Raw genomic sequence first — 12,649 nt, 5'->3', positions numbered from 1 at the left:
GCGAGGTTCAGCGGTGGTTGCGGGTGCGGTTCTCGGCACGGCTGAGCTGGGACGGCTCACTACGGGGGCCGTCGAACCAGCAGAAGGGGCGGATCGTGTCGGCGGCCTTGAACACGCGGATGGGGGCGCCGGCCGGGGCGTCGGGCAGGGGGTGGACGCGGCCCCCGTCCAGGGAGGCGAGGATGCGGGCGCCGTGGTGCTCGCAGCCGTCCGCGCCGCCCACCGTGTCCAGCACGGTCACGGCGGGCGGGCCGGTGCAGGGGGTGGGGTCCTGCGGGTGGGCGGCAGGGCAACGCTGCTGGTCCACGCTCACCACCACCCCGACGCCTTCTTCTCGGCCTTGGCGCGGGCGGCCTCCGTGATGAGCCGCAGCTTCTCGCCGTGCAGGGCGGTCAGTTCGGCGTTCAGCCGGCCCGTGATGGAGGAGTCGATCGACTCCATCCGGCTCTCGGCACCGCCCGTGCTGCGCCCCTTGTGGACGCTGTGGGCACCACTGGCCAGCGCCCGCGTCATGGAGAGACGCTCACGGGCGGTCAACGGCCACCACTCGCCGCGCTGCACCGCTTCCAGCTTCTTCTGGGTTTTCTGGATCTCGCGGTCCAGGCGGCGGATCTCGGACTTTGACACGCTCAACTCCCTTGTGGAGTAGGGGTGTTGGGGTAGGCGCATAGCACGCAGCAGCCGAGGGAGCGCGGCATGCAGTAGCTGTAGGTGACCTTGCAGATCGGGCACGTCTGACGGGCGAGCATGGCCAGCGCGAGGGCGCCCCACTTCCGCGACGTCATGGGCCGTACAGGCTTGGCCAGGTCGATGAGGTAGAGGTAGGCGACGCGGACCGTGCCGGAGCGGCGGTTGATGCGCATGACCTGCGCCGCGACCGGCTGACCCCCCGGACGCAGCCCCCGCGCCCTCAACTGGCGGCGCGTGGCGTACTGCTCGTCACTGGGGGCGTACTTCCAGGGGAAGGTGGGGATGCCATAGCGGGCGCCGGTCGGGTCGAAGCACTTGCCGTAGGCGGCGGACATCACGGCGTCCCAACAGTGGTACCGGCGCGCTCGGCGAGAAGGGTGTCGCGCAGCTTGCGGGCGTTGGCCGGTGAGGTGTGGATCGCGCGGCGGATGCCCTCTGCGGTCACCTTCGCGTCCGGCAGGTTGGCAGTCGCCGTGCGGGCCGCATCGAGCAACTCGACTTCGGTACGCCTGGGTTGGGGTGAGCGCGCCACGGTGGGAACCCGACCGGTCGCCGCACGCGGACGGACCGACGTGGCTGCCACCGTGCGCTGGGGAGTCGACCCGATCGGCGTGAGTGGGGTCGATCCGATGGCGGGTACGGGCTTGAGCGGGAGAGTCGACTTCAGGAACCCGACCGGCACCGGATCGGGCATCCGGACCAGGTTCACCACGGCGGGCGGGGTGATCGGTTCCGGGGTCGATTCGGGCAGGTCAGCCGTAGACCGTTTCCTTGTGGTCTCGGTGGATTCCTCCACATTCGCGAGCGGGGCGGGAATCGGGGCCGTGGTCGGGGCGGGCTGGTGGTGCAGGACCTTCGCGACGAGATCGGAACCGAAGTAGATCGACCCGACCGGAAGCGACGTGGCCAGCAGCACCAGCGCCCAGTTGGCGGGGTCCCAGTCGGCGAGGCGTCCCCAGTCGACCGTTGCGCCGTGCAGCGCGGGAACGAGGCCGTGGACGTAGTTGAGGACCAGGGAGGCGCCCGTGTAGGTGCCCAGTACCCGCAGCGCGAACTTCCGGTCGTTGCCGGCGAGTACGAGGGTGGCGACCAGGGCCAGGGCCATCAGGCCGTCGACCACGAACGGGTACAGGGTCGCGGCGGTGTGGTCCGCGCCGATCGCGTTCGCGATGTCCCGCAACGCGTTCCACGACACCCGGAACGCCATGGCGACCACCGCGACCAGCGCGAAGACGAGGGCGGCGCGCCCCTTGCGGTTGAGGCTCACCACGCACCTCCCGCCGCGATCAGCAGGGCGAGAACGAGCAGGCCGCCGCCGGCCTGGGTCAGGTCGACCGCGCGGCGCAGGCAGGTGAACTTGGCGACCGCCAGGCGGGACAGACCCGCGATGTCGGCAGCAAGGTCACCGGACACCGCGTCGGCGATCTCCTCGGGGGTGAGGGTGGCCCACAGCGGGAAGCCGTGCCGACCGCTCAGGTTGGGGCGTACCGAGCGCAGCAGCAGCCCCGCTGCCCCGATCAGCAGCCCCATGCCGAGCGCACCGACCACCACGGCGGACGGGGTGAGTGGGAGGGAACTGGCGATGGTCCAGGCACCGGCGAGGACCGCGCCGACGAACGCCAGCAACAGGGCGGTCTTGTTGTCAGTCCGCGCGATCTCCGCCTTCACCTCGGCGTGCGCAGCGGTCAGGTTCTGCTCGGGGGCGCTCATGCGCCCACCCCCGGCATGCCGTCGGCGGTGCGGTTGACCAGCTCGCGACGGACCGTCAGGACCCGGCGCCGGGCGCGCCGGATACGGGTCTGGTCCACCTCGTTCGTCGGGTGGTCCAGGGCGATGATCTGCGCGTCCAACAGGTCGACGTCCGCCAGAATCAGCGGCATCTCGGCGTCGATCGCGTCCAGTTCCGCGTCGGTGGGCTCAAGCCATTCGGCGAACGCGGTAACAGCGTGCTGAACAGTAACGATGTGGTCCATTGGGTCGTGGTTCCTCTCGAAGGTGGAACGGCCCGAACGCGGCTCCCGGGGTGCATCCCGGGAGCCGCTCGCCGTTGGGGGGAAAGAGCCGCGAGACGCGCGGCGTGACCGCTGAACAGCGGCCGGAGTGCCCCGGGCGGGATTCGATCCCGCGCCCTCGCGGCATGGATGCCGGGGCGGTGGTGCAGGGGGTCAGGCGTAGACGTGACGGGCGCCCGCCTCGCGCAGCGCGGTGTGTGCCTGGCGGGCCCGCAGGCCTGCCGCGTCAACCTCGGACGTCGGGACGTCCCCCAGGGCCATCGCGGCATCCACGGCTTCCTGAGCTGTCGCGAGAAGCCCACGCTCCGACGTCGCCATGTGCAGCGTGTCCATGGCGCTGGTGACCGCCGACCGGGCCTCGTAGCGGGCCTGCCGCGACTCGGGGGTGTCGGCCCGTTCCTCGCGCCGGGCGACGATCTTCAGGTACTGCTGTTCGCGGTGCCGGACCAGCGCGGCGAGCAGGGACGGGACCGCCGTGGCCAGTGCTTCCCGGCGCCGCTCAGTCGCGGCCTTCTCTGCCGTGCGGGTGCTGGTCAGGTGCTGCATCAGGCCGGCGACGATGGTCCCGGCGAGCGTGCCCAGTACGGCGACAAGCGTTGCGATCATGCGAACTCCCAAAGGGCGAAGGGGTGTTCCGGCTCCCTGCCACCCCGCCCGTACGGCGAAGAGCCGGACGGGCAGGGGAGGCAACCGGCCGCCGCAACGATCGCGGCGACGAGGTGAGGTGATGCGAATGTCTCCTTCGGGAACACGGGCTCCCGGTTCAGGCGTATGGAGACGTGACCTTTCGGTCTAAGCCCTCCGGACTGCCAAGGGGTCCGGGTCCCTCGCCCCCGCCGAAGCGGGGCCTCATGACCCCTCTCGGGGCCCTTTGCACACCGCGAATCGGAGGCGACTCCGTCATCTGGTGCGCACCAGTAGGTAACCATCTGGTGCGCACCAGGGTCAAGGGTCTTCGTCTGTTCGAGCGGCGATTGCTCGCCTCGGTGCATCTCTAGAAGACCCGTTTGGGAGGGGTGACCGGTAGCCAACAGGCCTTAACTCCCGTCCTGTTAACCCCTGTTGACCTGCGGTGATGTGAGGCATGCTGGGAAGGTCAGTGAATGGACCTATCGCCGGACGGTGGTTGTGAGTACAGGACTGCGGAGCGCGCGAAAGGCGCGAGGCTGGTCTCAGGAGCGACTGGTTCGCGAGATCGAGCAGTACGCCCGGCAGCACGTCATGGACGTTCCGCAGACCGCGAGTTTGCGGGTGTACGTGTCCGAGTGGGAGAACGGCAAGCGCAAGATCTCGGATCGCTACGCCGCTATGTTGCGACAGCTCATGGGCGTCACGGATGCAGAGCTGAGGGGTGGTCCGCTCGCGGTTCCCCCGTTGGTAGCCGACGGGTACGAAGAACTGCTGAGCAGGATCGATTCGGCCAGTAGCGTCAGCCAGTCCATGGTGAAGGCGTTTGAGACGCAGACCGAGCTACTGCGCACCATGGACCGACAGTTGGGCGCGTCCAGTCTTGTGGACCAGATGACAGGGCACCTCGGTGCCCTCGAAGACGCGCTGAACTTCGCGGTCCTCCCGAATGCCCGGCGGCCCGTCGCACTCGCGCTCGCAGGTGCGTCAACGCTCGCGGCATGGCAGGCGATCGACTCAGGAGCAGTCGAAAGGGCCTGGCGACACTACGAACTCGCGAAGCGGGCCGCTCGCGACGCTGAGGCCCCGATGTACCTCGCGCACGCGATGGCAGAGCAGGCGTATGTGCTGTGCGAGGCAGGGAGGCCAGCGCTCGGTGTCGACCTGGTCCGCGACGCCCAACGCATCCTTGGCCAGGCTGGATCACCCCGTCTTCGGGCGTGGCTGAGCGCGGCTGAAGCGGAGCTGTGTGCTCACGCGGACATGCCCGACGACTGCCGGCGGGCCCTTGAAGTGGCCATGGCTACGATTCCGCCGGGTTCTGAGGACCGGGACCCGGACATGCTGAGCATCTTCCTGAATGGTGCTCATCTGGCCCGTTGGCACGGCAACGTGCTTGCCCTGCTTGGCGACGGTGACGCGGTGACCAGCTTGTATGACGCGCTGGACGTGATGGACCCGACCTTTGTCCGGGCACAAGCAGGACTGCATGCCGACCTCGTACAGGCTCACTTGGCGCGAGCCGAGTACGACGACGCGCACACTCACCTGAGGCAGGCGCGACTGCTGGCGAGCCGCACCGGTTCGGTACGGCAGCGCCGCCGTGTCGACCTTCTCAGCGCGAGGTTGTGACCCCCTGCTTGCGCCGGCTCGCAAGGATGTGGAGTAGGGCAACGAGGGTCCCGGAACCCATCAGTTCACCACGAGCCATCAGACCCGGAATGTCTGCCAACGGCACCCATTCGATATGCCCGGCTTCTTCCAGATCGGTGGGGGAGCCGACTTGGTCAGCACCGTGCCCGATATAGATCTCGTGAGGCGAGTCGACCATGCCGACCATGGGCTGATAGGTGACGACGTGTTCCACGGATTTTGGGCGCCACCCCGTCTCTTCCACGACCTCTCGCAGCGCCGTGTCCGCCGGTTCTTCCCCCTCGTCGACGATCCCGCCGGGGAGTTCCCAACCCCACTGCTGCGGAACGAAGCGGTAGCGCCACATCATCAGGACGCGATCATGATCGTCCAGAACCGCAGTGATTGCCACGTGGTGCAGCTTCACGACGTGATGTTCGAAGCGTTCCACTCCGGGTGGTTCCACGTCCCAGACCTGGAGTTTGACCCATGGGTTGTCGTAGACGTCTCGCTCGCCGTGGATGAGCCAAGGTTCCGGCCCGTCGGGCGTCTTCACACTTACGGCGCCAGGCACCCGGTACGAACTCCGTCCTCGAACTTCCAGGGCGCCCTCGGATACAAGTCGTGCCATCACCTGACGCAGTGCGGTACGGCCGATGCCGAGTTCTTCCACCAGCATGCGTTCCGAAGGGAACTTTCCGCCGGGGGCGTACTCGCCGGCGGCAAGTCGTGCGCGAAGCGTCTCGTAGACCTTGGTCGTCTTCGGGCCCATCCGCAGAGCACTCTCCGTTCTGAAGTGGTGCGTACCAGCGTAGCGGGCCTGGAACGCGAATCCTCCAGACGCGGAAGGATTCGTTGGCCTTGAGCCGCTGCGTTAGCTCTTACGGCACGCGCGGTGTCGGTTTAGAAATGCGCTTGACGAAGATGGCCGGGCAATGCTCGTTGATTTGGACCAGTTACTGCTACGGAATCCAATGACTAAGAGGCGTCTTGAAGTTCTCGCCAGCGATCCGCCTTGTATTGGCGTGAGCGATAACGATGGCAGTTGGGGTATTCAAATATGACGACATCCCCAGTTTTCCCCATGTGTCGAAGAATGGTGCCAATGATGGCTCGACTTGCAGCACTTTCCTAAGGATCAAACGATCCTGTTGGATTGTGGTGGTCAAGATTCGATCAGCGATTTGGCTAAGATGTTCTAGATGTTCCCTCTGGATCAGTATTTCAAGGTCAGCTTTAGAAACAACTCGCAAATTATAGCGCCCGATTTTCTCGGCGTGTGGCCTAACCAGCGTTGTCTCTATCAATTCACGACCGTCCGGGAAATCCTGAAGAGTGAAGCCTTCAGAAAACAATCCGGGGTAGTTCATTCCCAAAAAGTGTTCCGGAGGGAGGCTCCCGGAAGCGGAAATTAGACAACCCACGCCTACCAGGTAGTCTGGGTCCAAAGGGCTAGCTTTTAGAAGGTCTTCTTGGAATGGTTCGAGCGCCTCGATCAGCTTTCGAGAAGCGTCTTCCACGGTCTCGACATCAGCGAAAGCTACACGTTGAACAAGGAAGTTACATGTCAGGAGGGAAACTTGCACTCCAGAGATACTCTGCGCAGCCCGTAGAGCTGTTTCAAGGGAAAGCTGAGTGACGTCTCTGGTATCGGATACCACGCGATCTACAAGTATGCCAACCAACATATCTGCTAGTTTCGCGTCCCCTGTTTTCGCATAGGTTGCCTGGGCGTCAAATATCGCCGACTGTACGCCAGGGTCGCCCAGGTTCTTGAACCCTTCAGGCTGCCTGTCCCGCAGTTCGCTGAGGAAGTTCTCGGTCAGCTCCTCGGCGCGATTTACGGCTACGGAAAGTGCATCGTGAGTCAACTTGGTGAAACTGTCCCGGAATACCTCCATGGCTGCATCTTTGGCAACCACTTTGACGTCCTGATAGCTCAAGCCAAAATAAGCATCCCTACCGACATTCAGATTTTTACTGTTGTCCCCCGAGGTCTGCTTCTGAGTACGCCACTTCATTCCTTCTCCTAGACGGCTCGCGAGATTTTTTCAGTGAACCCAGACATTAAGTTCTCCGCCGACTTCATCCCCGATAATTCGCTTTGCGTTCGTGTGCCCGAGAGTCATTCCAATGGTGGTGAGCTGGCAGTTAGCGAGTTTTGTACTCTCCCAAAGAGTAGCCAGCTCGCTTAGGGCGGGATGGATAGATGAAAACTCATTCCTGATCTCATCGTCACTCATCAGACCAATTCTCATCAGGCTATCCAAGCTGCTGGGATTGGCCTTTACGCCACGACCTTCGAGCGTTTCTACGGCTAGTTTTGGCAAAATGGCATCAACCTGTAGCTTGCTTGCATCGCGGATGCATGGGCGCAGGATCGGCTCAACGGAATCAATTACGTCTGCGGGAACCTGATCTTTTGTGAATCCGGTAGTGAAAAGCCCCATATACGTGTTGATTAAAATTTGAGCAATGCTGCTCTTTCCGATTTGAATAGAGAGGCATCCAGTGTACTCCATGTAAGCAATATCGGCATCGCTAAGTGTGAGTCCCTGCGATAGGGGGACGAGGGTCGTTTTGAATTTTTCGTGCAACTCCGATACTGAATGTGCACCGAGGCGAGTTCGAGCTAGAAGCAGTGCGACTCCGAGAGCAGCTAGATGCTTGTCTGCCAGTTTTGGGGCCGTCTTCAAGGCTTCGGTCAAGGCTAGCTGTCGAATGTCTCGTTGCTGGCTGGCTAGCCTTTCCTTCATGAGGCTGAGAAGCACGGTTCCGAGGTATTCTTCACCCGAACAGGCGAATTCTTGCTGTGCTAAAAAAAGGGCTCGCTGAACGTCGGGTTTTCTTAGGGCGTCCAGTGACTCTGGGGGAATGTCTCCTAGTAGATTTTCCGTGAACTCAATTGCTCGCTCTAGTGCGGTATCGTGCGCGGTCTGGGCAAACTTGGTGATGTTCTCATTGAAGACGTCAATGGCGATTTCTTTTGCGTCACGATAGGAGACGCCAGTGTTAATGACCTCCGCTTGATAGTTCGTAGAGTTATCGCCGGATCGCTGTGTCTGTTTCACGGGTTCTTGTTAATGTCTCGGACGTTCAGGTCACGGCCTGCTTGGATGTTGGTGGAGTTTTTCCCACTTCGTTGACTCTGCTTAGCTGAGTCGCTTCTTCGATCAAAAAAGAACCAGCCGACTGCTGCAACGACGATTGCACCGCCGACTCCGCCGAACGCCCATGCGAGCACGCTCACCTTGCCTCCTCCAGAGTTGGAAGCAGGTTAGTGCCTATCTCTGATTTGTGCACCCGTTTCCCGCTGAATGTCAGATCGGTCGGCTTTCGAACTTGGGAGCAGCGTGTCGGGGCCCATGTAGTTGATCGTCGGCGTCGATCGTGTGAGGTCGCTCCGGGGTCGCGTCACTTCTGCGCAACAACAGGAAAGCTCGAACGAGAGAGGGGCTACTCCTCCACTGGTCGCGGCGGGTGCGGTGCCAGCTTCTGTCGCAGCACTCTCGTTGGCGCGCTGGCCTGCGTGAACGTCTATCGAGCTGGGCCGTGTGTGGGCCGTCCAAGGGGAACCAATGACGGACAGAGACGACCAACGACGACCACAGCGCATGGCTAGGGCCCCAGGTCACACGATTCGATCTGCGACACTGGTACAGCCATGCCTAAGCCCGGAGAACTCACATTCGTCGCCCCGCGCGGAGCCCAGAAGCCGCCGCGGCACCTCGCCGACCTCACGCCCGCCGAGCGCAAGGAAGCCGTCGCCGCGGTCGGGGAGAAGCCGTTTCGCGCCAAGCAGCTCTCGCAGCACTACTTCGCGCGGCTCGCGCACGACCCGGCGGAGTGGACCGACATCCCCGCCGGTTCGCGCGCCAAGCTGCAGGAGGCGCTGCTTCCTGAGCTGATGACCGTCGTACGGCATCTGTCGACCGACCAGGACACCACCCGCAAGACGCTGTGGCGGCTGTTCGACGGGACGCTCGTCGAGTCCGTGCTGATGCGGTACCCGGACCGGGTCACCATGTGCATCAGCTCTCAGGCGGGGTGCGGGATGAACTGCCCGTTCTGCGCGACCGGACAGGCCGGCCTGGACCGGAATCTGTCGACCGGCGAGATCGTGCACCAGATCGTCGACGGCATGCGGGCGTTGCGGGACGGCGAGATCCCCGGCGGTCCCGCGCGGCTCTCCAACATCGTCTTCATGGGTATGGGCGAGCCCCTCGCCAACTACAAGCGGGTCGTCCAGTCCATCCGCGCCCTCACCGACCCCGAGCCGGACGGCCTCGCCCTCTCGCAGCGCGGGATCACCGTCTCGACGGTCGGACTGGTCCCGGCGATCCACCGCTTCGCGGACGAGGGCTTCAAGTGCCGCCTCGCGATCTCGCTGCACGCGCCGGACGACGAGCTGCGCGACACCCTGGTCCCCGTGAACACCCGGTGGAAGGTGCGCGAGGTCCTCGACGCGGGCTGGGAGTACGCGGCGAAGTCCGGGCGCCGGCTGTCCATCGAGTACGCGCTGATCCGCGACATCAACGACCAGGCGTGGCGCGGTGACCGGCTCGGCAGGCTCCTCAAGGGCAAGCCCGTGCACGTCAACCTCATCCCGCTGAACCCGACGCCGGGCTCGAAGTGGACCGCCTCCCGTCCCGAGGACGAGAAGGCGTTCGTCGAGGCCATCGCGGCCCACGGGGTGCCGGTCACCGTCCGGGACACCCGTGGCCAGGAGATCGACGGAGCGTGTGGCCAGCTCGCGGCCACCGAGCGGTAATCTTCACCTGTACCACCTGTACGTACACCTTCATATCCGACAGGGGAGCGCGAAGCGCTGAGAGTGCGGCAATCGGGCCGCAGACCCTCTGAACCTCGCCCAGGTCATTCTGGGTAGGAAGTTCGGTCATCACCGTGAACACCAAGAAGTACTGTGCTGTGCTCGTCGGCCTCGGCCTGCTCGCACTCTCCGCGTGCGGGTCGGGGTCGGACGGAAGCAGCGGCTCCGGATCCGACAAGACGGTCACCCTCGTCAGCCACGACTCGTGGGCCGTGTCGAAGAAAGTCCTCAAGGACTTCGAGAAGCAGTCCGGCTACACGGTCAAGGTCCTCAAGGACGGCGACGCCGGCCAGGCCGTCAACAAGGCGATCCTCACCAAGGACAACCCCCAGGGCGACGTCTTCTTCGGCGTCGACAACACCCTGCTCTCCCGCGCCCTCGACAACGGCCTCTTCCAGTCCTACGACGCGAAGGGCTCCGCCACCGTCAAGCCCGCGTACCGCGTCGACCAGACCAAGCACCGGGTCACGCCCATCGACACCGGCGACATCTGCGTCAATTACGACAAGGCCTACTTCAGCAAGCACAAGCTGACCCCGCCGACCTCCTTCGCGGACCTGGTCAAGCCCGAGTACAAGAACCTCCTCGTCACCGAGAACGCGGCCACCTCCTCGCCCGGCCTCGGGTTCCTGCTCGGCAGTGCGGCGCAGTACGGCGACGACGGTTGGCAGGCGTACTGGAAGAAGCTCAAGGCCAACGGCGTCAAGGTCGTCGACGGCTGGGAGCAGGCCTACGACCAGGAGTTCTCCGGTTCCGCCGGCGGCAAGAAGGCGGGCGGCGACCGGCCCCTCGTCGTCTCCTACGCCTCCTCGCCGCCCGCCGAGGTCATCTACGCCGACCCGAAGCCGACCACCGCGCCCACCGGGGTGTCGTACGGCACCTGCTTCCGGCAGACCGAGTACGCGGGGCTGCTCAGCAACGCGCGGAACACCAAGGGCGGCAAGGCGTTCCTGGACTTCCTGCTGACCAAGGAGTTCCAGCAGGACATGCCGCTCAACATGTTCGTCTACCCGGTGATCCAAGGCGCCCAGGTACCGCAGGAGTTCGTGCAGTACGGCCGCCAGGCCCCGGACCCCGAGACCATGGCGCCCGCGAAGATCGCCGCCGACCGGGACCAGTGGGTCAAGTCGTGGACCTCGCTCGTACTGAAGTAGCCGAAGCGGCTGAAGTAGCGGAGGCGGCCCCGCGAAAGTCCCTCAAGAACAGGGGCGGCGCGACGCGGCTCGGGCTCATGGCCCTGCCCGTCGCGTTCTTCGCGGTGTTCTTCGCCTACCCCGTCGCCGCGATCGTCGCGCGCGGCCTCAAGGTCGACGGCGCCTGGCAACTGGGCCGTATCGGGGACGTGTTGGTCCAGTCCGACATCCGGCACGTGCTCTGGTTCACCACCTGGCAGGCGCTCGCGTCCACCGCGCTCACGCTGCTGATCGCGCTCCCCGGCGCATACGTCTTCGCGCGCTTCGACTTCCCGGGGAGACATGTCCTGCGGGCCGTCGTCACCGTCCCCTTCGTGCTGCCGACGGTCGTCGTCGGTACGGCGTTCCTCGCGCTCGTCGGCCGGGGCGGACTCCTCGACGACCTGTGGGGCGTACGGCTGGACACCACCGTGTGGGCCATCCTGCTCGCGCACGTCTTCTTCAACTACGCGGTCGTCGTACGGACGGTGGGCGGCCTCTGGGCCCAGCTCGACCCGCGTCAGGAGGAGGCCGCGCGGATGCTGGGCGCCTCCCGGCTCCGGGCCTGGCGGAAGGTGACGCTGCCCGCGCTCGGGCCCGCCGTGGCCGCCGCCGCGCTGATGGTCTTCCTCTTCACCTTCACGTCCTTCGGCGTGGTCCAGATCCTCGGCGGCCCGACTTTCTCGACCCTCGAAGTCGAGATCTACCGCCAGACTTCGGAGGTCTTCGACCTGTCCACGGCGGCCGTCCTGACGATCGTCCAGTTCGTCGCGGTCGGCGCGATCCTCGCCGTCCACGCCTGGACGGTACGGCGACGGGAGAGCGTCCTACGGCTCGTGGACCCGGCGGTGACCGCACGGCGCCCGCGCGGGGCCGGCCAGTGGACCCTGCTGGCCGGAGTCGTCGCGTCCATCGCCGTACTGCTTCTGCTGCCGCTCGCCGTGCTGGTCCAACGCTCGCTGGACACACCGGACTTCGGGTACTACCGCGCGCTGACCCACGACGACGGCGGCACCTTCCTCGTCCCGCCGATCGCCGCGATCGGCAACTCGCTGGAGTACGCCGTCGCCGCCACCGCCATCGCCGTGGTGATCGGCGGACTCGCAGCCGCTGCCCTGACCCGGCGCGATGCCGGGCGGCTGGTGCGGGGTTTCGACGCGCTGCTGATGCTGCCGCTCGGGGTGTCGGCGGTGACGGTCGGCTTCGGGTTCCTGATCTCGCTCGACAAACCCCCGGTGGATCTGCGGAGTTCATGGATCCTGGTGCCGCTCGCGCAGGCGCTGGTCGGCGTGCCCTTCGTCGTACGGACGATGTTGCCCGTACTGCGGGCGGTGGACGGGCGGCTGCGGGAGGCTGCGGCCGTGCTCGGGGCGTCGCCCTGGCGGGTGTGGCGCGAGGTCGATCTGCCGCTCGTACGGCGGGCGTTGCTGATCGCCGCCGGGTTCGCGTTCGCGGTGTCGCTGGGGGAGTTCGGGGCGACGGTGTTCATCGCGCGGCCCGACAACCCGACCCTGCCGGTCGCGGTGGCCCGGCTGCTGTCCCGGCCCGGTGATCTCAACTACGGCCAGGCGATGGCCCTTTCGACGATTCTGATGGTGGTGTGCGCGGTGGCCCTCCTGGTCCTTGAGCGGCTGCGCACCGACCGGACGGGGGAGTTCTAGATGCCGTCGAACCTGACACCGGAC

Annotated in this window: 15 protein-coding genes and 1 riboswitch; of the genes, 4 read left to right on the top strand and 11 right to left on the bottom strand. The window is 65.2% G+C overall.

Features of this window, described 5'->3' with window-relative positions:
• Window positions 1-7: 7 nt before the first annotated feature.
• The 7 genes from ACIBK4_RS01200 to ACIBK4_RS01170 all read right to left on the bottom strand — a co-directional run bounded on the left by ACIBK4_RS01200 (window position 8) and on the right by ACIBK4_RS01170 (window position 3,308).
• Window positions 8-307 carry a hypothetical protein gene (locus ACIBK4_RS01200; protein WP_398990975.1) on the bottom strand — a complete coding sequence of 100 codons (300 nt, stop codon included), beginning with the start codon at window positions 305-307 and terminating at the stop codon, window positions 8-10.
• A 2-nt stretch (window positions 308-309) separates the two neighbouring features.
• Window positions 310-627, bottom strand: coding sequence for a hypothetical protein (locus ACIBK4_RS01195; RefSeq protein WP_398990973.1), 318 nt, complete (start codon window positions 625-627; stop codon window positions 310-312).
• Window positions 628-629: 2 nt separating this feature from the next.
• A complete protein-coding gene (locus ACIBK4_RS01190) occupies window positions 630-1,025 on the bottom strand; it encodes an RRQRL motif-containing zinc-binding protein (RefSeq protein ID WP_398990971.1) in 396 nt (131 codons plus the stop codon).
• On the bottom strand, window positions 1,025-1,957 hold the full coding sequence (locus ACIBK4_RS01185) for a DUF2637 domain-containing protein (protein WP_398990969.1): 933 nt from the start codon (window positions 1,955-1,957) through the stop codon (window positions 1,025-1,027). Before ACIBK4_RS01185 ends, ACIBK4_RS01190 begins: the two co-directional genes overlap by 1 nt.
• Window positions 1,954-2,400: a Pycsar system effector family protein gene (locus ACIBK4_RS01180; RefSeq protein ID WP_398990967.1), complete on the bottom strand. Its 447-nt coding sequence runs from the start codon at window positions 2,398-2,400 to the stop codon at window positions 1,954-1,956. Before ACIBK4_RS01180 ends, ACIBK4_RS01185 begins: the two co-directional genes overlap by 4 nt.
• Window positions 2,397-2,663 carry a DUF6284 family protein gene (locus ACIBK4_RS01175; RefSeq protein WP_398990965.1) on the bottom strand — a complete coding sequence of 89 codons (267 nt, stop codon included), beginning with the start codon at window positions 2,661-2,663 and terminating at the stop codon, window positions 2,397-2,399. Before ACIBK4_RS01175 ends, ACIBK4_RS01180 begins: the two co-directional genes overlap by 4 nt.
• A 192-nt stretch (window positions 2,664-2,855) precedes the next feature.
• Window positions 2,856-3,308 carry a hypothetical protein gene (locus ACIBK4_RS01170; RefSeq protein WP_398990963.1) on the bottom strand — a complete coding sequence of 151 codons (453 nt, stop codon included), beginning with the start codon at window positions 3,306-3,308 and terminating at the stop codon, window positions 2,856-2,858.
• 615 nt (window positions 3,309-3,923) lie between these two features.
• Between ACIBK4_RS01170 and ACIBK4_RS01165 the strand changes: the two genes are divergently transcribed.
• A complete protein-coding gene (locus ACIBK4_RS01165; RefSeq protein WP_398990961.1) occupies window positions 3,924-4,961 on the top strand; it encodes an XRE family transcriptional regulator in 1,038 nt (345 codons plus the stop codon).
• On the opposite strand, the gene ACIBK4_RS01160 is transcribed toward ACIBK4_RS01165, so the two are convergent.
• The 4 genes from ACIBK4_RS01160 to ACIBK4_RS01145 form a co-directional block, all read right to left on the bottom strand.
• Complete coding sequence (locus tag ACIBK4_RS01160; protein WP_398990959.1) at window positions 4,945-5,733, bottom strand: NUDIX domain-containing protein; 789 nt, start codon at window positions 5,731-5,733, stop codon at window positions 4,945-4,947. The genes ACIBK4_RS01165 and ACIBK4_RS01160 overlap by 17 nt on opposite strands.
• Window positions 5,734-5,923: 190 nt before the next feature.
• The gene (locus tag ACIBK4_RS01155; protein ID WP_398990957.1) at window positions 5,924-6,982 is read right to left on the bottom strand and encodes an LPO_1073/Vpar_1526 family protein; all 1,059 of its coding nucleotides are present in this window, start codon (window positions 6,980-6,982) and stop codon (window positions 5,924-5,926) included.
• A 30-nt stretch (window positions 6,983-7,012) separates the two neighbouring features.
• Window positions 7,013-8,032, bottom strand: a complete 1,020-nt coding sequence (locus tag ACIBK4_RS01150; RefSeq protein WP_398990955.1) for an LPO_1073/Vpar_1526 family protein — start codon at window positions 8,030-8,032, stop codon at window positions 7,013-7,015.
• The gene (locus ACIBK4_RS01145) at window positions 8,029-8,211 is read right to left on the bottom strand and encodes a hypothetical protein (protein WP_398990953.1); all 183 of its coding nucleotides are present in this window, start codon (window positions 8,209-8,211) and stop codon (window positions 8,029-8,031) included. The genes ACIBK4_RS01150 and ACIBK4_RS01145 overlap by 4 nt, the downstream gene beginning before the upstream one ends.
• A 414-nt stretch (window positions 8,212-8,625) precedes the next feature.
• Here ACIBK4_RS01145 and rlmN point away from each other — a divergent pair, with 414 nt between their 5' ends.
• From rlmN to ACIBK4_RS01130, 3 genes are all read left to right on the top strand, one after another.
• Window positions 8,626-9,732 carry a 23S rRNA (adenine(2503)-C(2))-methyltransferase RlmN gene (rlmN, locus tag ACIBK4_RS01140; protein WP_398990951.1) on the top strand — a complete coding sequence of 369 codons (1,107 nt, stop codon included), beginning with the start codon at window positions 8,626-8,628 and terminating at the stop codon, window positions 9,730-9,732.
• Window positions 9,733-9,763: 31 nt separating this feature from the next.
• A riboswitch (TPP riboswitch) is annotated at window positions 9,764-9,870 on the top strand.
• The gene (locus ACIBK4_RS01135; protein ID WP_398990949.1) at window positions 9,867-10,946 is read left to right on the top strand and encodes a thiamine ABC transporter substrate binding subunit; all 1,080 of its coding nucleotides are present in this window, start codon (window positions 9,867-9,869) and stop codon (window positions 10,944-10,946) included. Its footprint overlaps the riboswitch before it by 4 nt.
• Window positions 10,947-11,023: 77 nt before the next feature.
• Window positions 11,024-12,625 carry an ABC transporter permease gene (locus ACIBK4_RS01130; protein WP_398990947.1) on the top strand — a complete coding sequence of 534 codons (1,602 nt, stop codon included), beginning with the start codon at window positions 11,024-11,026 and terminating at the stop codon, window positions 12,623-12,625.
• Window positions 12,626-12,649 lie beyond the last annotated feature (24 nt).

It is taken from the genome of Streptomyces sp. NPDC050528, from assembly GCF_044457795.1.
Taxonomy (GTDB): Bacteria; Actinomycetota; Actinomycetes; order Streptomycetales; family Streptomycetaceae; genus Streptomyces.
The sequence above is the reverse complement of the archived record's forward strand: the minus strand, read 5'-3'. Positions and strand labels throughout refer to the sequence as shown.